The 21,899-nt window shown below is 74.5% G+C and carries 19 protein-coding genes and 1 pseudogene; 10 read left to right on the forward strand and 10 right to left on the reverse strand.

Features of this window, described 5'->3' with window-relative positions; all coding sequences use genetic code 11:
• Positions 1-305 precede the first annotated feature (305 nt).
• The 7 genes from ACWEV0_RS24025 (at position 306) to ACWEV0_RS24055 (ending at position 7,006) form a co-directional block, all read left to right on the forward strand.
• Complete coding sequence (locus tag ACWEV0_RS24025; RefSeq protein ID WP_453151481.1) at positions 306-1,433, forward strand: sulfite oxidase; 1,128 nt, start codon at positions 306-308, stop codon at positions 1,431-1,433.
• Positions 1,434-1,519: 86 nt separating this feature from the next.
• Positions 1,520-2,350, forward strand: a complete 831-nt coding sequence (gene nadE / locus ACWEV0_RS24030; protein WP_453151482.1) for an ammonia-dependent NAD(+) synthetase — start codon at positions 1,520-1,522, stop codon at positions 2,348-2,350.
• A 150-nt stretch (positions 2,351-2,500) separates the two neighbouring features.
• Positions 2,501-2,890 carry a VOC family protein gene (locus ACWEV0_RS24035; protein WP_453151483.1) on the forward strand — a complete coding sequence of 130 codons (390 nt, stop codon included), beginning with the start codon at positions 2,501-2,503 and terminating at the stop codon, positions 2,888-2,890.
• A 92-nt stretch (positions 2,891-2,982) separates the two neighbouring features.
• Positions 2,983-4,299, forward strand: coding sequence for an alpha/beta fold hydrolase (locus ACWEV0_RS24040; RefSeq protein ID WP_453151502.1), 1,317 nt, complete (start codon positions 2,983-2,985; stop codon positions 4,297-4,299).
• A 204-nt stretch (positions 4,300-4,503) separates the two neighbouring features.
• Positions 4,504-5,397 carry an SIS domain-containing protein gene (locus ACWEV0_RS24045; protein ID WP_453151485.1) on the forward strand — a complete coding sequence of 298 codons (894 nt, stop codon included), beginning with the start codon at positions 4,504-4,506 and terminating at the stop codon, positions 5,395-5,397.
• A gap of 95 nt (positions 5,398-5,492) precedes the next feature.
• Positions 5,493-6,239, forward strand: coding sequence for a PIG-L deacetylase family protein (locus ACWEV0_RS24050; RefSeq protein WP_453151486.1), 747 nt, complete (start codon positions 5,493-5,495; stop codon positions 6,237-6,239).
• Positions 6,240-6,352: 113 nt separating this feature from the next.
• A complete protein-coding gene (locus ACWEV0_RS24055; protein WP_453151487.1) occupies positions 6,353-7,006 on the forward strand; it encodes a LysE family translocator in 654 nt (217 codons plus the stop codon).
• Between the two features lie 21 nt (positions 7,007-7,027).
• Here the strand turns inward: ACWEV0_RS24055 and ACWEV0_RS24060 are convergent.
• The 8 genes and pseudogenes from ACWEV0_RS24060 to ACWEV0_RS24095 form a co-directional block, all read right to left on the reverse strand.
• Positions 7,028-7,252, reverse strand: a pseudogene (locus tag ACWEV0_RS24060) (GNAT family N-acetyltransferase); the annotation flags it as partial.
• Between the two features lie 76 nt (positions 7,253-7,328).
• Positions 7,329-10,028, reverse strand: a complete 2,700-nt coding sequence (locus ACWEV0_RS24065; protein WP_453151488.1) for a DUF7824 domain-containing protein — start codon at positions 10,026-10,028, stop codon at positions 7,329-7,331.
• On the reverse strand, positions 10,025-11,416 hold the full coding sequence (locus ACWEV0_RS24070; RefSeq protein ID WP_453151489.1) for an SWIM zinc finger family protein: 1,392 nt from the start codon (positions 11,414-11,416) through the stop codon (positions 10,025-10,027). The genes ACWEV0_RS24065 and ACWEV0_RS24070 overlap by 4 nt, the downstream gene beginning before the upstream one ends.
• Positions 11,417-11,535: 119 nt before the next feature.
• Positions 11,536-11,868 carry a winged helix-turn-helix domain-containing protein gene (locus ACWEV0_RS24075; protein ID WP_453151490.1) on the reverse strand — a complete coding sequence of 111 codons (333 nt, stop codon included), beginning with the start codon at positions 11,866-11,868 and terminating at the stop codon, positions 11,536-11,538.
• Entirely contained in the window at positions 11,865-12,287 is a 423-nt protein-coding gene (locus ACWEV0_RS24080) for a hypothetical protein (protein WP_453151491.1), read from the reverse strand. The genes ACWEV0_RS24075 and ACWEV0_RS24080 overlap by 4 nt, the downstream gene beginning before the upstream one ends.
• Positions 12,288-12,372: 85 nt before the next feature.
• A complete protein-coding gene (locus tag ACWEV0_RS24085; protein WP_453151492.1) occupies positions 12,373-13,968 on the reverse strand; it encodes an alkaline phosphatase D family protein in 1,596 nt (531 codons plus the stop codon).
• Positions 13,969-14,174: 206 nt separating this feature from the next.
• Positions 14,175-15,626, reverse strand: a complete 1,452-nt coding sequence (gene pdxR / locus ACWEV0_RS24090; RefSeq protein WP_453151493.1) for a MocR-like pyridoxine biosynthesis transcription factor PdxR — start codon at positions 15,624-15,626, stop codon at positions 14,175-14,177.
• A gap of 950 nt (positions 15,627-16,576) precedes the next feature.
• Positions 16,577-17,410 (reverse strand): alpha/beta fold hydrolase, encoded by an 834-nt coding sequence (locus ACWEV0_RS24095; protein WP_453151494.1) that lies wholly within the window; start codon positions 17,408-17,410, stop codon positions 16,577-16,579.
• 152 nt (positions 17,411-17,562) lie between these two features.
• On the opposite strand from ACWEV0_RS24095, the gene sigJ reads away from it, so the two are divergent.
• Together sigJ and ACWEV0_RS24105 are read left to right on the forward strand one after the other, a co-directional pair.
• Complete coding sequence (gene sigJ, locus ACWEV0_RS24100) at positions 17,563-18,444, forward strand: RNA polymerase sigma factor SigJ (protein ID WP_453151495.1); 882 nt, start codon at positions 17,563-17,565, stop codon at positions 18,442-18,444.
• 280 nt (positions 18,445-18,724) lie between these two features.
• Positions 18,725-19,465 (forward strand): GntR family transcriptional regulator, encoded by a 741-nt coding sequence (locus ACWEV0_RS24105; protein WP_453151496.1) that lies wholly within the window; start codon positions 18,725-18,727, stop codon positions 19,463-19,465.
• Positions 19,466-19,551: 86 nt separating this feature from the next.
• Here the strand turns inward: ACWEV0_RS24105 and ACWEV0_RS24110 are convergent, their stop codons facing one another.
• Entirely contained in the window at positions 19,552-20,709 is a 1,158-nt protein-coding gene (locus ACWEV0_RS24110) for an ROK family transcriptional regulator (protein ID WP_453151497.1), read from the reverse strand.
• A gap of 152 nt (positions 20,710-20,861) precedes the next feature.
• Here ACWEV0_RS24110 and ACWEV0_RS24115 point away from each other — a divergent pair, with 152 nt between their 5' ends.
• Positions 20,862-21,299, forward strand: a complete 438-nt coding sequence (locus ACWEV0_RS24115) for a hypothetical protein (protein WP_453151498.1) — start codon at positions 20,862-20,864, stop codon at positions 21,297-21,299.
• 12 nt (positions 21,300-21,311) lie between these two features.
• Here the strand turns inward: ACWEV0_RS24115 and mug are convergent, their stop codons facing one another.
• Entirely contained in the window at positions 21,312-21,830 is a 519-nt protein-coding gene (mug, locus tag ACWEV0_RS24120; RefSeq protein ID WP_453151503.1) for a G/U mismatch-specific DNA glycosylase, read from the reverse strand.
• Positions 21,831-21,899 lie beyond the last annotated feature (69 nt).

Consider the following 21,899-nt stretch of genomic DNA (forward strand, 5'->3'; position numbering starts at 1 on the left):
ACCGCCGCCGCCGAAGCCGCGGGCCGGTCCCGCCCCGGGCCAGGTACGGCAAACGGCAACCGACCGACCGGCGCGCCACCGTCCGGGCCGGGCGACCCGGCGCCACCGCCTGGCCGTATGCCTGCGGCGCGCCGAGTCGCCAGACGATCACCGATCTCCGTCCGCCGCCTCGGCGGCCGGGGCCTGGGGATCCCGCCCGGCCCCACCCCCTCCCGCCCGGCCTGGGCCCCGCCCCGCCCTCGTCGTCCGTGCCGTTGCCGGCTCGGCCGGATGCCGCACCGGCCTGCGCGGCGCACCATGAAGGCATGGACGGCACTCCCGGACTCGGCGACGTCAGCGCCCCCGGTCGCCTCGCCGGCGCCGGTGAGGGCGTCAGCAGCGCCGAGCTGGCGCTTGCCGCGCGTAATCACGGGCTGCCCCTGGAAGCGCTGCGCTACGACACCACGCCGCCCGGTCTGCACTACGTCCTGGTCCACTACGACATCCCGTGCGTCGATCCCGCCGAGGCCGAAGGGTGGCGGCTCACCGTCGGCGGGCGGGTGGACCGGCCGCTCAGCCTCGACGCGGCCGCGCTCCGCGCGCGGCCCGCCGTCACGCACCGGGTCACCCTGGAGTGCGCGGGCAACGGCCGGGCCCGGCTCGACCCGCGGCCGGTGAGCCAGCCATGGCTCGTCGAGGCCGTCGGCACCGCCGACTGGACCGGTGTCCCGCTGGCCGGGCTGCTCGCCGAGGCGGGCGTAGGCGACGGCGCCGTCGAGGCGGTGTTCACCGGCGCCGACCACGGGGTCGAACGCGGCACCGAACAGGACTACCGGCGCAGCCTGCCGCTGGACATGGCCGCCGACCCCGCGCGCGGCGTGCTCGTCGCGTACGCCATGAACGGCGCCCCGCTGCCGCCGCAGCACGGATGCCCACTGCGCCTCGTCGTGCCCGGCTGGTACGGCATGGCGTCCGTGAAGTGGCTGCGCGACATCACCGTCACCGACACCCCCTTCGCCGGCTTCCAGCAGGCGGTCGCCTACCGCTACCGGCAGCGCCCGGACGACCCCGGCGAGCCCGTCGACGTCATCGCGCCCCGCGCCCTGATGATCCCGCCCGGCTTCCCCGACTTCATGTCCCGCACCCGCGTCGTCCGCCCCGGCCCCGTACCGCTCACCGGCCGCGCCTGGTCCGGCCACGCCCCCGTCACCCGGGTCGAGCTCAGCACCGACGGCGAGCGGAGCTGGACCGACGCCGAGGTCACCGCCGACCCGGCCCGCCCCTGGGCCTGGGCCGCCTGGCACACCACCTGGGCCGCGCGCCCCGGCACGCACGTCCTGACCGTCCGCGCCACCGACGCCGCCGGCCACAGCCAGCCGCTCACCGCCCCCTGGAACCGCGGCGGCTTCGGCAACAACCTGGTCCAGCGGGTAGAGGTGCTCTGCCTCACCTGAGGGCCGGATCGCCGGTCCGGCCGGATAGAGTCGACGGTGGCCCGCCCGTACCCGAGGGCCAAGCACCGCACGACCGAGGAGCATGCGTGACCGACGCGGAGACCACCGCCCTGCAGCAGCAGATCGCCCGGGAGCTCGAGGTCTCCGAGACCTTCGACCCGCGCGAGGAGATCGAGCGCCGGGTCGCCTTCCTCACCGAGCGCCTCACCGGCAGCGGCCTGCGCAGCCTGGTCCTCGGCATCAGCGGCGGTGTCGACTCCACCACCGCCGGCCGGCTCTGCCAGCTCGCCGTCGAGCGGGCCCGCGCCGCCGGTCACGACGCCACCTTCTACGCGATGCGGCTGCCCTACGGCGTGCAGGCCGACGAGCGCGACGCCCAGCTCGCGCTCGGCTTCATCCAGGCCGACCACGTCCTCACCGTGGACGTGAAGCCCGCCAGCGACGCCGCCCTCGACGCCGCCCGCGTCGCCGGCGTCACCTTCCGCGACGCCCACCACCAGGACTTCGTGCACGGCAACATCAAGGCCCGGCAGCGGATGATCGCCCAGTACGCGGTCGCCGGCGCCCACGACGGCCTCGTCGTCGGCACCGACCACGCCGCCGAGGCCGTCTCCGGCTTCTTCACCAAGCACGGCGACGGCGCCGCCGACCTCGTCCCGCTGACCGGCCTCACCAAGCGCCGGGTCCGCGCCGTCGCCGCCGAGCTGGGCGCCCCCGCCGAGCTGGTGTGGAAGACCCCGACCGCCGACCTGGAGACCCTCGACCCGGGCAAGCCCGACGAGGACGCGCTCGGCGTGACGTACGACCAGATCGACGACTTCCTGGAGGGCAAGCCGGTCGGCGAGGACGCCTTCGCGTCGATCGTGCGCCGCTACCGGATGACCGACCACAAGCGCCGCCTCCCGATCGCTCCCTGAGCACCGGCGCGCCCTTCACCCCCGGGTGACAGGCGCACGACCATCCGGCCGTGTCCGCGTGGCGGGCGCGGCCGGGTGCGCGGAGCGTGGTGTGCCCTGAGAGGACGTCAGCGGACAACAGCGGACGTTCCAGCGAAGGGAGAACCGCGCGTGTTCGGCAGCACCACCGCATTCAGCAGCTTCTCGGTCGACGACATCGACTCCGCCCGCCTCTTCTACGGCGGGACCCTGGGCCTCCAGGTGACGGAGGAGTCGGACCACGACATGCAGGTCCTTTTCCTCACCCTCGCCGGCGGGGCGAGGATCTTCGTCTACCCGAAGGGCGACGAGCACACCCCGGCGAGCTTCACCATCCTCAACTTCCAGGTCGACGACATCGACGCGACCGTCGACGCGCTGACCGCCAAGGGCGTCGAGTTCCAGCGCTACCCCGGCTTCGAGTCCGACGCCAAGGGCATCGTCCGGGACACCCGGGGCCCGCAGGCCATCGCCTGGTTCACCGACCCCGCGCAGAACGTCCTGGCGGTCACGCAGCGCTGAGCCCTGCCCGCCCACACGCCCCCGCCGTATGATCCACTGTCCCGGCGGGGGCGTCACGAACAGGAGCAGTCAGCGTGTCCAGCGAGTCCAGCGTGTCCACCTACCGTCAGCCCGGGCTCGTCCTCACGGACCACCGCTTCACCGTCCCCCTCGACCACGCCCGCCCCGGCGGCGAGACCATCGAGCTGTACGGGCGCGAGGTCGTCGCGAGCGAGAAGGCGGCGCACCGGGCGGGCCTGCCGTGGCTGCTGTACCTGGAGGGCGGGCCCGGCTTCGGCGCCCGACGCTTCATCGGGCCCCAGGCGTGGCTCGGCCGGGCCGTCCGCGAGTTCCGGGTCCTCCTCCTCGACCAGCGCGGCACCGGCCGCTCCACCCCCGCCAACCGGCAGACCCTGCCGCTGCGCGGCACCCCGCGCGAACAGGCCGCCTACCTGGCCCACTTCCGCGCCGACTCCGTCGTCAAGGACTGCGAGCTGGTCCGCCGCGAGCTGACCGGCGGCGCCCCCTGGACCGTCCTCGGCCAGAGCTTCGGCGGCTTCTGCGCCACGAACTACCTCTCCACCGCCCCCGAGGGCCTCGCCGCCGTCCTCGTCACCGGCGGCCTGCCCTCGCTCCACGCGAGCGCCGACGAGGTCTACCGGGCCGCGTACCCACGTATCCAGCGCAAGAACGCGGCCCACTACGCCCGCTACCCCGACGACGTCGAGCGGGTCCGGCGGATCGCCGCCCACCTCCACGAGCAGGAGGTCACCCTGCCCGGCGGCGGCCTGCTCACCCCCGAGGCGTTCCAGTCGCTCGGCATCCTCCTCGGCTCCGGCTCCGGCACCCACCAGCTCCACCTGCTCCTGGAGGACGCCTTCGTCCCCACCCCGGCCGGACCCGCCCTCTCCGACGCCTTCCTCGAAGGCGTCCGGGCCGAGCTCTCCTACGCCGGACACCCGCTCTACGCCGTCCTCCACGAGGCCATCTACGCCCAGGGCGCCACCCGCGGCCACGGCCCCACCGACTGGGCGGCCGAGCGGGTACGGGCCGAGTTCCCCGAGTTCGACGCGGCGAAGGCGCTCGACGGCGCCGGGCCGGTCCTCTTCACCGGCGAGACCGTCCACCCCTGGCACTTCGCCACCGACCCGGCCCTGCGCCCGCTGCGCGAGACCGCCGAGGACCTCGCGGCGCGTACCGACTGGACCCCGCTGTACGACCCGGCGCGGCTCGCCGCCAACGAGGTCCCGGTCGCCGCCGCCGTCTACCACGACGACATGTACGTGGACACCGCCCACTCCCTGGAGACCGCGCGGGCGATCCGGGGTCTGCGCACCTGGGTGACGGACGAGTTCGAGCACGACGGCGTACGGGCCGGCGGGCCGCGGGTCCTGGACCGGCTGCTCGCCCTCGTGCGCGACGAGGTCTGAACCCACCCGCACGGGGAGAGGCCCCGGCTCACCCGCACGGGGAGAGTCCCCGGCTCATCCGCGCCGGAAGCGCCTGACGCACGAACAAAAGTCCAAGCGGTGCTCACTGATTGCTCATGGTCCGTTTCCTCCGCGCGGGATAGAAATCCGTCCGAGCCCTCTGCGCGACCGGGGGACGGCTCACCGCGCCGAGAGAGGACGGACATGACCACCCACGTCGACACCGAGATCGCCAGCCAGCCCGACTGCTGGCGGCGCGCCGCCGAACTGGCCGTCGAGCGGGACGGGCTGCTGCCCCGTACGGGCGAGCGGATCGCCGTCGTCGGCTGCGGCACCTCGTACTTCATGGCTCGCGCCTACGCCGCCCTGCGCGAGTCCCTGGGCGCAGGCGAGACCGACGCCTTCCCGGCCTCCGACCCGACCCCGCTCGGCCGTGGCTACGACCGGATCGTCGCGCTCACCCGCTCCGGCACCACCACCGAGGTCGCTGCGCTGCTCGCCCGGGCCTCGGGACGGATCCCGACCCTCGCCCTCACCGGCGTCCCGGACAGCCCGGCCGGGCAGCACGCCGACACCGTCCTCGACCTGTCCTTCGCCGACGAACGTTCCGTCGTCCAGACCCGGTTCGCCACGACCGCGCTCCAGTTCCTGCGCGCCGGGCTCGGCGTCGACCTCGGCCCGGCGATCGCGGACGCCGAACTCGCCCTGTACGAGCCGCTGCCCGCCGCCTGGGAGCGGCAGGGCCAGTTCACCTTCCTCGGCACCGGCTGGACCGTCGGCCTCGCCGACGAGGCCGCGCTCAAGCTCCGCGAGGCGGCCCGCGCCTGGACGGAGTCGTACCCGGCGATGGAGTACCGGCACGGGCCCATCAGCATCAGCGACCCCGGCAGCCTGGTGTGGTGCTTCGGCCCCGTGCCGCCCGGCCTCACCGACGAGGTCGACGCCACCGGCGCCCAGTTCGTCGCCGACGCCGTCGACCCGGTCGCCGCGCTCGTCCGGGCCCAGCGCCTCGCGGTCGCACTGGCCGGCCGCCGCGGCCTCAACCCCGACCGGCCGCGCAACCTCACCCGTTCGGTGATCCTCGCCGGCACCCGCTGAATCCGGAGCTGAATCCGGAGCTGAATCCGGTCACCCGCTGAACGGGCGTGCGGCGCCAGGGGGTTGGGCGGCGCTCCGCCCCGTATCCTGCGCGCATGAGCGACACGCAACTCGAAGAGATGCCCACCGACTGGCAGCGCGCCCTGGCCGTCGTCGCCCACCCCGACGACCTGGAGTACGGCTGCGCCGCCGCCGTCGCCGGCTGGACGGACGCGGGCAAGGAGGTCGGCTACGTCCTCGCCACCCGCGGCGAGGCGGGCATCGACTCCCTCGCCCCGGCGGTCTGCGGCCCGGTGCGCGAGCGGGAGCAGCGGGACAGCGCGGCGGTGGTGGGCGTGACGACCGTCGAGTTCCTCGACCACGAGGACGGCATGATCGAGTACGACCTCGGCCTGCGCCGCGACATCGCCGCCGCGATCCGCCGCCACCGGCCCGAACTCGTCATCACCCTCAACCACCGCGACACCTGGGGCCCGGGCCCCGGCGGCTTCTGGAACACCCCCGACCACCGCGCCGTCGGCCGCGCCACCCTCGACGCGGCGGCGGACGCGGGCAACCGCTGGATCTTCCCCGAGCTCGTCGAGCAGGGCCTCGAACCCTGGAACGGCGTCCGCTGGGTCGCCGTCGCCGGTTCCACCACTCCCACCCACGCCGTCGACGCCCGCCCCGGCCTCGACCGCGCCGTCCGCTCCCTGCTCGCCCACCGCGCCTACATCGAGGCCCTCACCGACCAGTCGCCCGAGGACTACGTCCGCGCCTTCGTCACCGAGTCCACCTCGCGCGCCGCCGCCCGCTTCGGCGACCGCCCGGCGGTGGCCTTCGAGGTGTTCCCCCGGGGCTAGTGCCTGTCGCGAAGCGGGTCCCGGTCGTCGCGGGCAGCGGTATCGGATCTGCTGATGCGCAGTGCAGCAAACCTCGTTGGACGTGATCGCGGCGACCGCTTCAGGATGGCCGCATGACCATTTCCTCTGCGATCGCCTCCTTCGCCGTGGTGGCGGGCATGATGACCGTCATGCCGGGCCTGGACACCGCTCTGGTGCTGCGCTCCGCCATCACCCTGGGCCGGCGCCGGGCCTTCGCGACGGCGCTGGGGATCCTCAGCGGAGTGCTCGTGTGGGGCGTGGCGGCCGCGGTCGGCGCCTCGGCGGTGCTCACGGCGTCCCGTCTGCTGTACGACGTGCTGCGCGTGGCCGGTGCCGGGTATCTCGCGTGGCTGGGGTTCGGCATGCTCCGCAGGACGCTCAAGGAGCGCGGCCGGGTCGTGTCAGGGGACGCGGCGGACGGAACGGGAGCCCCGACCGCGGAGGCGACGTGGGCACGGTGCTGGGCGCGCGGGCTCGGCACCAGCCTGCTGAACCCGAAGAACGGCGTCTTCTACATGGCGATGCTGCCCCAGTTCATCCCCAGCGGTGCCCCGCACCTGCTGATGGGTGTCGTGCTGGCGGCCGTGCACGACCTGGAGGGGCTGGTCTGGTTCGGCGCGCTGATCTTCGGCACCGGGCTCGTCCGCCGGTGGCTGGACCGCGGCTCGGTGCGGCGGGCCGTCGACGCGGTCACCGGCACGGTGCTCGTCGGCTTCGGCGTCAGGCTGGCGCTCGGGGACGGCTGACCGACGGGACCGGACGACGAAGGGCAGCGGGGAGGTGCGCCGCGCCCACCAGGTGTGGAAGGCGGCGGTGGCGACCAGCGCGATCGCCGAGAACACCAGCAGGTACGGGCCGTCGGGGCCCTTGGCGATGGTCTTGGCGATCGAGTCGGCCACCACCACGGCGGTGAACATCGCGGCGAGCTCGATGACGTCGTGCCGCCAGTGGTGGCTGCGGCGGGCGTTCTGGACGGTCTTCAGATCGGTCATGAGGTCACTGTGACCCAGCGGTGTTGCGTGATCACGAACGCTTTGTGACTGATGGGTTAATCGCCGATCTGGGCACTTAGTGACCGATTTCGACCGCTTGTGCCGTCGACTGATCGACACCCTGTGCGAGACCTGCCAGCAGCCGTCGCGCCTGCACCACCAGCTGCGTGGACCCCGGCCGCGCCGCCGTCTCCGCGAGCCCCGAGACCGTCACCGTACCGCCGGACCCGCCGCCACACCGCTCGACGCACTCCGCCGCGACGGCCACCAGTTCCCCGGCCCCGCGCACCGGCTTCGGCGCGGTGAGCAGCGACGGCAGCAGCTCCACCAGCACCGCCCGCACCGTCGCGTACGCGCCGGTCGCCGCCGCCGTACGGGCCGCGTCCGCCAGCCGGTTCGGCTTCACCGTCCCCTCGGCGACCAGCTCCGCGAGCCGCGCCCCGAGAAGGGCCGGGTCCAGCTCGCCCCGGGACGCCAGCACGAGCAGCGCGTCCACGGCCGTCAGCCGGTCCTCCGCGTGCCGGCAGCCGAGTCCGACGGCGAGCGCGAGATGGACGGCGGGGCCGACCGGCCCGTCCGCCTCGGCCAGCGCCGTGAGCCCCCAGGCCACGTCCCGCTCCTCCCACTCGGCCCCGCCGAACAGCGACGGCAGCAGCCAGGCCGCGAGCGTCTCCCGGTCGTCCGGCAGCACCCCCGGCCACAGCGGACGCAGCCCGGACCAGTGGTAGTGGCTGCACCCGCGCGCGATCTCCGTCGGCGACGCGCCCAGCCACGCGAACGCGGGCGGGAACTCCTCCCGTACCGCCCGCCGCTCCCGCACCGCGAGCACCAGCCGGTCCGCCAGCCACCACCGCCCCGACCGGTGGTCCCCGCCCCGGGTCAGGAAACGCAGTCCGGGCGCGAGCGACTCGTCCGCCGTCAGCCAGTCCGCGAGCCGCGCACCGGCCCGGGTGCCGAGCGCCGCCGCCTCCGAGGCCGCCGCGGCCGCCGACGGGTCGCCCTTCCGCACCCGCAGCAGCGCCTGCGCCAGATCCACCGGCATCGGCTCCACTCCGGCGTCCCGGTACTCCCGCAGCCGCGCCACGAGCACCAGCGGATCGATCGCCCCGGTGTGCCAGGTCGGTGTGGCCAGCAGGAACGGCACCGGCGTCGTGACCATCAGCCAGCCCGCCTCCCACATCCGGGCGTCGATCGCCCGCGTCAGCGCCTTGTGCGCGCAGGACGGCGCACCCGAGGGGCGTCGGCGGGCGGCGTCGAGCTGCCCCGGCCGCACCGTGCCGAGCAGCGCCGCGAGCACGGTCAGGATGCCCTGCGAACCGTTCGAGGTGTGATCCCCGCGGTCCAGCCAGTACGCCCCCGGGAACGCCTCCCGCACCGCCGCCGTCAGCGCCCGCCGGTCCCGGTGCGCATGCCGCACGACACCGTCGAGCGCCCGCTCGAAGTCCTCGAGGGACTCGTACTGGCGCCGCTCCAGGGCCACCAGCTCCTCCACCAGCTCGGCGACCGTCCCCGCAGCCGGCGGCAGCGGGCGCAGCTCCGGCACCGGCGGCAGCACCTCCTCGTACGGCGGCTCGTCGGCCGACGCGGCGACCCCGAACAGCTCCACCGCCGCCGCCCGGTGCACCGGGCTCAACAGCGCGGCCGCACCCGCCAGTTCCACGCGCACCTGATCGTCGACCCGCGCCAGATGCCGCCCCACCAGGGCCAGCGCCCGCTCCTGGATCACCGTGTCCTCGTGCCCGAACGCGTCCGTGACCACCGGCAGCAGCTCCGCCGCCGCGCCCGGCTCGCGCCGCAGCACCTTGCCGAGCAGCGTCAACTGCGCCCGCACCAGCTTCTTCTCCGTGCGGAACAGCACCGCACCGGACATCTCCGCCAGCTCCGCCACCGTGAGCCCGCCGTCCAGGGCCAGCTCCGCGAGGACCTTCTGCGCGTACGCGGCCACCGGCGACGGCGCGTCCGCCACCATGCCGAGCCAGTCCGGGACCCGCCCGCGGCGCTGCTCGTCCGTCGTCCCGAGGAGCTCGAGCAGGGCCAGCGGGAAGCGCAGATCGCGGGGCCGCCCGCCGCGGAGCAGCCGGGACAGGCAGCCGTCGACCAGCCCGGCCCGGTCCAGCACGCCCTCGTCTGCGAGCGTCCTGAGGGCGCCCGGCCAGTGCGCGGGCGACTCGGCGCCGTACGACCACACCAGCTGGCCGGGCGTCTCGGTGAGCTCCAGGACGTACGGCACGAGCACCGGCGTCTGCGGGTCGGCGCGCAGCGTCTCCACCAGCCCCCGGCCGGCCATCGCCCGCGTCCAGCCCAGCAGATAGCCCTCGTTCGTCGGCACCGGACAGCCCGAGCGGACCACCAGCGCGTGCACCAGGCGGTACTGGTCCTCGGCGACCGCCGGCCGCTCGGCCAGCCGCTGCGCCAGGTCCGCGAGCCACGCGGGCTCCCGGTCGGCGAGCACGGCGAGCACGCCGTCGATGGTGTGCTCGCCCCAGCCGGTCAGATCCCGGGCGCCGATCCAGGCGGCGGCCGCGGCCGCGCCAGTGTGGCAGCCCGCCCCGGCCACCCGCAGCGCGCGCTGCGCCTCCACCTGAGCGTTCCACCGGTCCCAGCCCCAGCCGCGCACCTCCTTGCGGAGCTCCTTCAGCTCCGGAAGCACGGCCTTCCTGGCCGCCGCGTCCAGCTCCGCCAGCAGGCCCGGCACCTCGGCGTGCCGCCCCGCCCGCACCGCGGCCAGCAGCTCCGCCGTGGCCGTCTCCGCCACCGTCGTCGTCTCCGTCGTCATCGCACACCCCCCACGGCCGCCCCGGCCGTCTCGACCTTCACCCCGCGCCGCGCCATCCGCACCGCGAGCGCGTGCTTGCACGGGCCGCGCCGGCCCCGGTAATCCGCCCACCACGCGCACGTACAGCCCAGCCGGCCGTCCGCCGACTCCCGTACCTGATACCGCCGTTCCCCCGACGCCACCGACGCGAGCTCGCCCTCCAGGGCCACCGCGCCCTCCGCGAGCAGCGCCCGCGCCGCGACCAGGCGCGGATTGTGCCGCTCGGCGCGGTCCGCGTCGTACGGGAGCTCGCGGTGGAAGTAGGCCGCGTCCGCCACGTCGTACCCCACCCGCCCGGCCGTGCCGAGCCGGACCAGCGCCGCTCGCACCCGGTCCACGGTGAGGCCGGACTGCGCTGCCAGGTCGGCGAGGTCGATCCGCGGCTCCCAGGCCAGCAGCACCGAGACCAGCTCCGCGTCCTGCGCCGCCTCCTCGGTGGCCAGCGCCTCCAGGACACCGCCCTCACCGGAGAAGCCGCGCGCCGGGTCGGGGGAGAGCGTCAGGGTGAGCCGCATCCCCGGCAGCGCCACCTCCCAGGCGCTCGGCGCGGGCCGGCCGTCCGGCACCGGCCCGTACACCCGCAGCGCGGTCGCGAACCGCAGCACGCGCTCCAGGGCGACCAGCCGGTCCGGCCCCGCGAGGCACACAGCGCCCGCCACCGGCCGGGTCGTCGGCCGCAGCGTCCGCCCCGACTGCACCACCCACAGCGGGCCCCGGCCCCTGGCCTGCGAGCGCGGCAGCGACCGCAGGAACCGCACCGCCTCCGCGCCCGACAGCTCGGCCCGCAGATCGAAGCCGGCCGACGACACCTGCGCCTCGGCGAACCCGCGCAGCCAGCGGTCGGGCAGCGGCACCTTCTTCTCCACCACCGGGCCGTCCAGCGTGGTCACGGCCAACTCCTCGGGCCCGACACGCAGATGCAGCGGATCGTCTCCGGTGAGCCGCGACAGCGCCTCCCGCAGCGGGTTGTTGACGTCCACGTTCGTCGTCCCGTGCCCGGTCTCCGCACCGTCGAGGCCCGCGCTGAGCACGTCGAGCCGTGCGTACACCCCGCCGCAGCCCGAGAACGACTCGAACCGCAGCCGGTCGCCGTTGCCCGTCACCACCGGGTCCAGCGAACCCGGTCTCATCCGCTGGTGGTATCGGGCCGCGGCCACGTCGGCGACGGCCAGCAGACCGCGCGCGGCCGTCTGCGGCGAGGTGAGGAATCCGGAGAAGAACCGGGGACGGGCCTCGGCGCCGCGCGGCGTGAGACCCCCGGCCGTCTCCAGGCCGAGCAGCCGCCCGGAGCCCGCGGGCTCCAGGGCGGACGGGCGTGCGTAGGCGAGCGCCTGTACGGATCGCGTCATGCAAACGACCGTAGGACCCGGCACTGACAATCGGCCCTGGCATGGGTTCTGGCCTGCGGAAACGAAGGTGTGGGCCCGGACTTGAGGCGCCGTCGGGCACCCGGTCCGGAACCCCCTTTTCACGCGCCGGCGATGGCTCGCAGCGCGTCGAGATGCCGCCGGTACACCGTGCGCCCCTGCTCCGTCAGAGCCAGCCAGGTCCGGGCCCGGCGGCCGACCCGGCCCTTGTCCACGGACACGAGGCCGGCCTCCTCCAGGGCCGCGACCTGCTTGGACAGGGCCGAGTCGGTGACCTCCACCAGATCGCGCACGAAACCGAACTCGGCCTTGTCCAGCGGCGCGAGGGCCGCGACGACCGAGAGCCGCACCGGCGAGGTGAGCAGCGGCTCCAGGTCGTGCCGCGGATGCGCGCCCGGGCGGTCGCCGCCCGGGTTGTGCGTCGTCTCGCTCATGCCCGCGCACGCCGTTCGAGGAGCGCAGCGACGGCCACGGGAGCCACGCAGGCGGCCGTGGCGGCCACGGCGAACGGCACGTTGTCCCGCAGCAGCGACGTGCCCAGTGCCATCGAGGTCGTGAACACGGCGGCCCAGGCGCTGAGCGTGAGGCTGTGCCGCAGCCCGAAGCGCCGCCGCACCGCCGGCTGGCGCGACGCGTACACGCTCAGCGCGATGACGATCGCGACGTACAGCGCCATGGTGACCGCGAACGCGGCCGGTTCGTGCCACAGCAGCACCGTGGGCACGAAGAACAGCTGTACGAGGCCGAAGGCCAGCAGGTAGCGCAGATACCAGCCGCCGCCCTGGCGTCGGGCAGAGCTCTCCATCCGGGCGGTGCGGCCCAGCACCTCGGCGGCTTCGGAGTATTCGGACATGACGATCCCCCTCGTCTTGACTGCAATTACTTTCCACTATGGCAAGTAAGTGCAGTCATGGCAACTCGAAGGCATCCGAGGGTCGTTACTGGCCCACGCGCCCCGGCTGCAGCGTCTTGCTGAACAGCACCAGCCCGCCCTCGGCACGCAGCCGGACCGTCAGTTCACCGCTGTCGCCGTCGATGTCCACCTCGCCGAAGTACTGCGGGCTCTCCATCGGCGACAGGTTGGCCCGCTCGGGCGCCCGCACGAAGACCCGCTCCGGGCCGAAGGTGTCGTCGAGCCTGTTCGCCGGGAAGCCGCCGGCCGCCAGCGGACCGGACACGAACTCCCAGAACGGCTCGAAGTCCTGGAAGACCGCGCGCTCCGGCGCGTAGTGCTGCGCCGAGGTGTGGTGGACGTCCGCGGTGAGCCACAGCGTGCCGGTGATGCGCCGGTGCTTGATGAACCGCAGCAGCTTGGCGATCTGCAGCTCGCGGCCGAGCGGCGCGCCCGGGTCGCCCTGCGCGACCGCCTCGAAGTTCACGGCGCCGTCGGTGACGACGAGCCCGAGCGGCAGGTCCGCCGCGATCACCTTCCACACCGCGCGCGACCGGCTCAGCTCCCGCTTCAGCCACTCCAGCTGCGCCGCGCCCAGGATGCCGACGGTGTCGTCGGACTGCCGGTCCGGCGAGTTGGCGTTCCGGTACGTGCGCATGTCCAGCACGAACACGTCGAGCAGCGGACCGCGGCGCACCACCCGGTGCACCCGGCCCTCCGACCGGGTCTCGCCCGCGCGCGCGTGCAGCGTGGAGACCGGGAAGTACTCGGCGAAGGCGCGCGAGGCGTGCGCCGCGAGGACGTCGACGTCCTTCTCGGTGTAGCGGGCGTCGTCCAGGATCTGGCCCGGATACCAGTTGTTGCGGACCTCGTGGTCGTCCCACTGCACGATCGACGGGACCTGCGCGTTGAAGGCGCGCACGTTGTGGTCGAGCAGGTTGTAGCGGAAGTTGCCGCGGTACTCGTCGAGGGTCTCGGCGACCTTCGACTTCTCCGGCGTGGTGAGGTTCCGCCAGATCCGGCCGTCGGGCAGCGTCACGCTGGGCTGTATGACGCCGTCCGCGTAGATGGTGTCGCCGCTGCACAGGAAGAAGTCCGGGTCGAGCCCGCGCATCTCCTCGTACGCCCGGAAGCCGCCGATGTCCGGGTTGATGCCCCAGCCCTGCCCCGCGATGTCACCCGACCAGAGGAACCGCACCCCGTCCCGGCGCCGCTCCGGCGCCGTGCGGAACGTGCCGACGACCGGCTCGCCGGTACGCCGCGGGTCGTCCGGGTCGGCCAGGGTCACCCGGTAGTGGATCTGCTCGCCGGGCGGCAGGCCGCGCAGCGCGGTGGTCCCGGTGAAGTCCGTGCCGGGCCCGAGCAGCGGGCCGTAGTGGCGGCGCACCCGGCGGAACGACTCGCCGGCCGAGGTCTCCACGACCATCCGGGCCGGCCGGTCCGCGCGGACCCACACCAGACCCGAGTGCGCGGTGACGTCCCCGGTCTGCACGCCCCACGCCGCCGAGGGCCGCCCCGACAGGGCGAACGACGGGCTCGCGAACGCGCCGCCGCCGACGGTGAGGGCGGCCGCCGAGGCGGCGAGCGATCCGCGCAGGACCGTACGACGGGCGGGGGCCGGGCCGGATGCGGGCTGGGACATCGAGCGCCTCCAAGGGGCGGGCGGAACGGGACCGTTGTGGCGTGGGACTGCCACGCGTACGAAGTACGGCCCCGAGGGCCGCGCCCCATGCCTAACGCCCGGGAACGGCGCCCAGCCGAACCCCGTGTGAACAACCGCCCAGAAACTGCGCCCCGTTGAACGCGGCCCTGTTGAACGCCGTCCCGTTGAACGCCGCCCCGGCGCCCTCAGCCGCGCTCCTCCGCCGCGTACGCCCCCGCCACAAGACCCACCCCCCGCGCGATCTCCGCCGGCGGCAGATGCGCGTAACCGAGAACCAGCCGTACCGCGCCGTCGCCCGGCCGCTCCGTGCCGTACTCCTCGAGCGGCCGCAGCGCCACGCCCGCCGAACGCGCCAGGGAGAGGAAACGCTCGGTCGGGCCGTACTCCGGCGGGACCCGCGCGATGATGTGCAGGCCCGCGGCGATGCCGCTCACCTCCGTGCCCGGGAAGTGCCGTTCGAGCGCCGCCAGCAGGGCGTCCCGGCGCTCCCGGTAGGCGCGCTGGCAGCGGCGCAACTGCCGGTCGTATCCGCCGCCCGACACGAAACGCGCGAGCACCGCCTGGTCGAGGGCCGGATTCCCGAGGTCCATCGTCCGTTTGCGTTCGGCGATCTCGTCGAGCAGCTCGCCCGGCAGCAGCATCCAGCCCAGCCGCAGCCCCGGCGCGAGCGACTTGCTGACCGAGCCGGCGTACGCGACCCGCTCCGGATCGAGCCCCTGCAGCGCGCCCACCGGCGCCCGGTCGTAGCGGAAGTCCCCGTCGTAGTCGTCCTCCAGGACATAGCCGTCCACCTGCCGCGCCCAGTCGAGCAGTCCGGCCCGCCGCCGTGCCGAGTAGACGATGCCGGACGGGAAGTGGTGGGACGGCGTCACCACCACCGCCCGCACCCCGGACGCGGCCAGCGGACCCGGCACCAGACCCGCCCCGTCGACCGGCAGCCATACGGTGTCCAGGCCGGTCGCCGCGAACAGCTTGCCGTGCTCGGGGCTGCCCGGGTCCTCGACGCCCACCGCGCGGTGGCCGCGCGCCCGCAGCGCGAAGCCGAGCAGCGTCGCCGCCTGCGCCACGCCCGAACACACCACGAGACGCTCGGGATCGGCCACCACCCCGCGCCGGCGCGCGAGCAGCGCGGCCAGCGCGCCCCGCAGCTCCGGCAGCCCGCGCGGATCCGGGTAGCCGAGCTGCCGGTGCGCGAGTTCGGCCAGGACCGCGCGCTGGGCGGCGCCCCACGCGGAACGCGGGAAGAGCGAAAGGTCCGGTGTCCCGGGGCGGAAGTCCACCCGCACGCCGGCGCCCGGCGCACGCGGCGCCAGATCCCGTACGCCGGGCGCCGCCGCGCGCGCCGCTCCGCCGACCCAGGTGCCCGACCCCCGTTCGCCCCGCAGATACCCCTCGGCGGTCAACTGCTCGTACGCCTCCGTCACCAGGCCCCGCGACACCCCGAGGTCGGCGGCGAGCTCCCGGCTCGACGGCAGCCGCGTCCCGGGCGCGAGGCGGCCCGTCCGTACCGCGTCCCGCAGCGCCTCCTGCAGCGACCGGCCCCGCTGCCGCGCCGGCGCCGCCACGGCGGGCAGCAGCAGCTCCCAGGCCGGCTGCGGGTTTCCGTTACCGGCTGAAGTGGTCCCCGATGACGTCATGGAAGTGGACCTTAAAACGGATGGCGCCGCTTCCTAGCGTCGGGACCATGCACACGAACACCCTGCGCGGCGCACTCCTCGTGACCGTCGCCTACGCTCTCGTCGGCGCCTCCTTCACCGCCAACAGCCTGCTCGGCTCCTATCCGTACGCGGGCGGCCAGGCGCTGCGCTACGCCGCCGCCGGTCTGCTCCTGCTGCCCCTTCTCCTGCTGCCGGCGCCGGGCGGGCACCGGGGCGCGCTCGCACCGCTGCGCTCCCTCACCACCCGTCAGTGGCTCCGTGTCGGGCTGCTCGCGGGCGTCGGCATGGTCGGCTTCAATCTGGCCGTCCTCGCCGCGGAGCGCACCGCCGAACCCGCCGTGCCCGGCGTCCTGGTGGGCTGCGCGCCGGTCGTGGTCGCCGTCCTGGTGCCGCTGACGGACGGGCGCAGGCCGACCCGGGCGGTGTTGTGCGGGGCGGTCGTGGTCGCTGTCGGCGCGTTCGTGGTGCAGGGCTGGGGGCGTACGGATCCGGCGGGGCTCGGCTGGTCGCTGGCCGCGCTCGCGGGCGAGGTCGGGTTCACGGTGCTGGCCGTGCCGGTGCTGCGGCCGCTCGGACCGAAGCTGCTGACCGCGGTGGTGTGCGCGGTGGCCGCCGTGGAGGCGATGGCACTCGGACTCCTCGCCGAGGGGACAGCCGCGCTGCGGGTGCCGACGCTCGTCGAGACGGGCGCGCTGGTGTGGCAGGCCGTGCTCGCGACCGTCGTCGGCTTCGTCCTCTTCTACATGGGCGCGCAGCGGATCGGTATGGAGAGGGCGACTCTCTATACGGGCGCGATTCCGGTGGCCGCCGCGCTGACCGCGGCGGCCGTGTCCCAGGGCTCCTTCGGCCTGCCGCAGGCGGCCGGCAGCGTCCTGGTGGGAGCCGGTGCGGCCGTCGGCACCGGCCTGTTCGGCCGCCGGAAAGCGGTGTCAGACGGTGCTGCCGTCGAGGATCACCCGGGACACCAGGGCGGGGTCGTCGTTCATGGGGACATGACCGCAGCCCGGCAGCCGGACCAGCCGGGCGCCCGGGATGGTCTGCTTGGCGCGGACGCCCTGACGGCGCAGCAGCAGCCGGTCCCGGCTGCCCCAGGCGACGGTGACGGGCACGGCGGGGACGTCGTCGGTGAACAGCGCGGTCCGGCCGGCCGCGAGGGTCTGGTGGAAGCCGCTCGCCTGCCGCAGGGCCAGCGTCTCGGCGACCGCGGCCTCGGGTGAACGGCGGCCGGGGCGGGCGTAGATGGTGCTGGTGAGGGCGGTGCGGCCGGCCGCGCTGCGGGAGAGCCGTTCGATCAGTGGAACGGGCAGCGCGAGCGCGGCGCCGCGCATGGCACGCAGCGTGGTGAACGCGTACCGCCGCTCGCCCTCCGACCAGAAGCCGCCGGGCGAGAGCGCGGTCACCGAGCGCACCAGCTTCTCCCGGCCGAGCGCCAGGGCGAGCAGTCCGCCGAGCGAGTTGCCCGCCACGTGCGGCCGGTCGATCCCGAGGGCCGCGCAGAACGCGCCGAGCACCGGCACCACGGTGGTCAGGTCGTACGCCAGCGGTTCGGGCAGCGGCGGGGAGGCGCCGAAGCCCGGCAGGTCGACGGCGACGACGTCGCGCTCGGTCGCCAGGATGTCGAGCACCGGCTCCCACGCCTGCCAGTGGTGCCCGATCCCGTGGAGCAGCAGCAGCGGTTCGCCGGTGCCCCGCCGCTCGTACGTGACGGTGACCGTGCGCGGCCCCGCGGGCGACTCCACGGCGAACGAGATCTGTGCGGACATGGCTGCTCCCTGTCGTACCGTCACCCTACTGAGACATCCCGTCAGCAAGAATTACCCGCGAGTAGAGTCGAGTTCAAGACCTCGGGCAACCCACTCTGCCCGAACTGGACAGGCGCGGGTGCGTCCGATGGGATGGGGGAGTGCCGAGCGAGATGATCATCGACCCGACCGACGTGTTCGAGGCCCACCGTCCGATGCTCATCGGCGTCGCCTACCGCATGCTCGGCCGCGCCGCCGACGCCGAGGACGTGGTGCAGGAGGCGTGGCTGCGCTGGTCCGCCGAGGACCGCGGCGAGGTCCGCGAACCCCGCGCCTTCCTCGTTCGGATCACCACCCGGCTCGCCATCGACCGGCTCCGCCAGGCCCAGTCCCGCCGCGAGTCCTACGTCGGCCCCTGGCTGCCCGAGCCGATCGTCACCGACTTCGGCCCCGCCGTGCCCGACACCGCCGAGCGGGCCCTGCTCGCCGACTCCGTCTCACTCGCCCTCCTCGTCGTCCTCGAGGCCCTCTCGCCGCTCGAACGCGCCGTCTTCGTGCTGCGCGAGGCGTTCGGCTTCCCCTTCGCCGAGATCGCCACCACCCTCGACCGCAGCGAGGCCGCCGTACGCCAGCTGGCCGGCCGTGCCCGCAAGCACGTCGACGAGGGCCGGCCCCGCTACGACGTGGATCCCGTCCAGCGGCGCGACCTCACCGAACGGTTCCTCACCGCCGCCTCGGGCGGCGACCTGGAGGGGCTGCTCGCGCTGCTCGCACCGGACGCCCGGCTCGTCGGCGACGCCGGCGGCAAGGCCAAGACCCCGCGGCGGATCATCGAGACCGCCGACAAGATCGGCCGCTTCCTGGTCGCCGTCGCCCAGGGCGCGGCGGAAGGCACCTCCCTCCGCTTCGCGGAGGTCAACGGAGGCCCGGCGCTGGTCACCTTGGTCGACGGCACGGTCGACGCCGTCTTCCAGATCGAGGTCCGCGACGGACTCGTCGCCTGCGTCTACATCCTGCGCAACCCCGACAAGGTCCGGGGCCTGGTCCTCGACTGAGTGCGGATCGCGCCGGATCGCGCCGCGTCGCGAAACGAACGCCCCGCCCGGAACCGTACGAAACGGTCCAGGCGGGGCGTTCTGCTACGCAGACCGCACAACGACGCGAACGTCCTGTGAACGATCAAGACCAGACGGTCACATTCCGGGGCTCCCGACGCAGGATTGGTCTTGACCAAGGGTGGGCGGCGCCCTATCGTCGCAGAGTTAGTGCAGGAACCTTTAATAAACAAGGGCGCGGAAAACGCCGCGGGACACGGCGAATGTGCGGAGGATGAGGGTGGGGACCACGCAGCTGGAGACGGTGCCGGAGCCGAAGTACTGGCACCTCAAGACCGTGATCGGCGAAGCCCTCGACTCGGACTTCGCGGTCGGCGAGATCCTGCCCAACGAGCGCGAACTGGCCGCCCGTTTCGGCGTCGCCCGCGCCACCCTCCGGCAGGCCCTGGAGCAGCTGGAGCTGGAGGGCCGCCTGCAGCGCCGCCGCGGCGTCGGCACCACCGTCGCCCCGCCGCGCGTCGGCGTCGACGTCTCCACCACCCAGCACGCCTGGCCCGGCGTCGGCGAGGAGACCTGGCAGTCCATGGACGCGGGCACCGACACGGCCCCCGCCGCCGTCGCCCGGCTGCTCGAGATCGAGTCCGGCGAGCGCGTGCACATCGTGCGCCGGCTCCGCATCACCGAGGGCCAGCCGGTCGCCGCCGAACTCCTCTACGTCCCCGCCGAGTCGGTGCCCGGCCTCGCCGCGGCCGACACGACCGACGGCCCGGCCCGCGCCCGCACCGTGCTGAGCGAACTCCAGCGGCTCAGCCTCGACGGCCAGGACCGCTCCGTCGAACTCGGCTCCGCCCGCGCCGACGACGCCAGGGAACTGGACCGGCTGCCCGGCGCCCCGGTCCTCGTCGTCACCACCCGCTACCTGTCGGAGGGCCGCACCGCCGCGGTCTCCGTCGCGACCTACCGCGCGGACACCTGCAAGCTCACCTTCGGCGACTCCGGCGACCTGGCCATGGCCTCCTGAGGCCGGGACCCTTCCCTGGCTGATACGAGACACGGCGACGGCCCCGGGCACTCACGCCCGGGGCCGTTCCCGTACGTCACACTCCCTCAGCGGCGGGCCGTCACCGTGCCGTCGACCGCGAACAGCTGCTCCTCCACGTGGTCGAGCGCGAGCCGCAGCGCGCCCGTGGCCACCGCCGCCTCGCCCAGCATGGAGAGCGCCACCCGCGGCGGCCGCAGACAGAAGCGGGCCAGCTCCTCGCGCAGCGGCTGCAGCACACCGTCCAGGCCCGCCGCCCAGCCGCCGACCACCACCAGCTCCGGATCGAGCGCCAGGACCAGCGCGGCGACGTCGTGCACCAGACGCTGGATGAACCGTTCCACCGCCGCCTGGGCCCGCGCGTCGCCCTGCCTGGCCAGCGCGAAGACCTCCGCGACCGCCTGCTCGTCCAGCGGGTGCAGCGGCTCGTCCGTCGTCGACAGCAGATGCTCCGGCGTGACGCCCCGGCCGAGCAGGTGCAGCGCGCCGATCTCGCCGGCGGCCCCGCCGTAACCGCGGTGCAGCCGCCCGCCGATCAGCGAACCGGCGCCCGGGCTCAGCCCCGCCAGCACGAACACGATGTCGTCGGAGTCCGTCGCCGCGCCCTTCCAGTGCTCGGCGACCGCCGCCGCGTTGGCGTCGTTCTCCACGATCACCGGGCAGCGGAAGGAGCGGCGCAGCCGCTCGCCGAGCGCCAGACCCGTCCAGCCGGGCAGCGCCGTGCCCAGGCGGACCGTTCCGTCGGCCTCCACGATGCCCGGCGTGCCGACGCCGACCGCCCGCAGGTTCGACCGGGGCACCCCGGTCCTGCGCAGCACGTCGGCCACCACGGCGCGGACCCGGTCGAGCCGCTCGTCCTCCGAGGCCGTGTCCGCGACCTCGCGCGAACCGGCGCCGATGATCCGCCCGTCCAGGCCGGAGATCAGCGCGGCCACCCGGTGCGGACCGATCTCGACGCCGAGCAGATGCCCCGCCTCCGCACGGAACCGGAACCTCCGCGCCGGCCGGCCCTGGCGCCGGGTCTCGCCCTCCTCGGGCGCCGCCTCGACGACCAGACCGCCCTCGATCAGGCCCTCGGTCACGCCCTCGACCGTCGGCCGGGACAGACCCGTGATCCGGGTCAGGTCCGTGAGCGTGAGCGCGTCGGAGCTCCGCAGCGCATGGAGTACCACCGCGGAGTTGATCCGCCGCAGCAGCGACGGGTCCCCGCCGGTCAGCCGCCCCACCGTGTGTCCTCCCAGCTCGTGCGCGTCTTTGGCCGGATGTTACTCAATGGACGAGGGGGCGGCGAGCGCCGCCCACGGGCCGGTCCCGGCCCCGTCGGCCGACGGCGGCTGACGGACCGCCAACTGTCAGTGGGGCGCGCTTTACTGGCTCCATGGACAGGACACAGCACCTCGCGGCGATCGACGAGCTGGTGGCCCGGGCCTTCCCGGAGCGCGCCGAGCGCTCCGGGTTCCGCGACAGCGGCCCCGGTCACCACGTCGTCGCGCTCGCCACGAGCGAGGAGTTCTGGGAGGACGACGGCACCCGCCGGTTAGCCGTCGAGGAGCAGTACGAAGCGGAGCGGGACGGCCTGTCCGCGCTGCTCGGCGCCCGCTGGGGCCCGCCGCAGGTCTTCAGCCTCTGGTCGACGGCTCAGCGGAGCATCTCCGGTGAGCACATACCCGAGCCGTGGGACGACCTGAGCAACCACATACCCGACCTGCACCTGTGGCGGGCGCGCGGGCGATGGATCGGCCTCGGGGTCTCCCAGTGGGACAAGGAGCTGCCCTTCCAGCTCCTCGCCGTCGTCACCACGGTCGACCCGCCCTGACGCGCCCGGTGATCAGACCGTACGCCGGTCCGGCAGCCCCGCCGCCTCCCGCAGCCGCGCGAACTCCTCGGCCATCGTCTCGGCCGTCCAGTGCGCGTTCAGCCCGCTCGGATTGGGCAGCACCCAGATCCGGGTCGAGCCGTGCGGCCCGTCGATCGTCCGCTCCTGCGGCCCGATCGCGGCGCGCTTCTCACCGAAGGCCGTGCGGTACGCGGTGACCCCGACGACCGCCAGCCACGTCGGGCCGAGCCGGGCCACCTTCTCGGCGAGGATCCGACCGCCCTCCCGGTACTCCTCGGCGCTCAGCTCGTCCGCCCGTGCGGTCGGCCGCGCCACCACGTTGGTGATGCCGATGCCGTACGACAGGAGCTCGTCCTGCTCGGCGGGGCGCAGCTGTCGCGGGGTGAAGCCGGACAGGTGCAGCACCGGCCAGAAGCGGTTGCCGGGGCGGGCGAAGTGGTGGCCCGTCGCGGCCGTCATCAGACCCGGATTGATCCCGCACAGGAGCACGGAAAGGCCGCCGGAGCGGATCGGGGTGTCCCCGGCGAGGGCGAGGGCGAGTTCGGAGCGGCCGGCGCCGATCAGCCCGGCCAGGGCGAC

The organism is Streptomyces sp. NPDC003943, assembly GCF_053605265.1.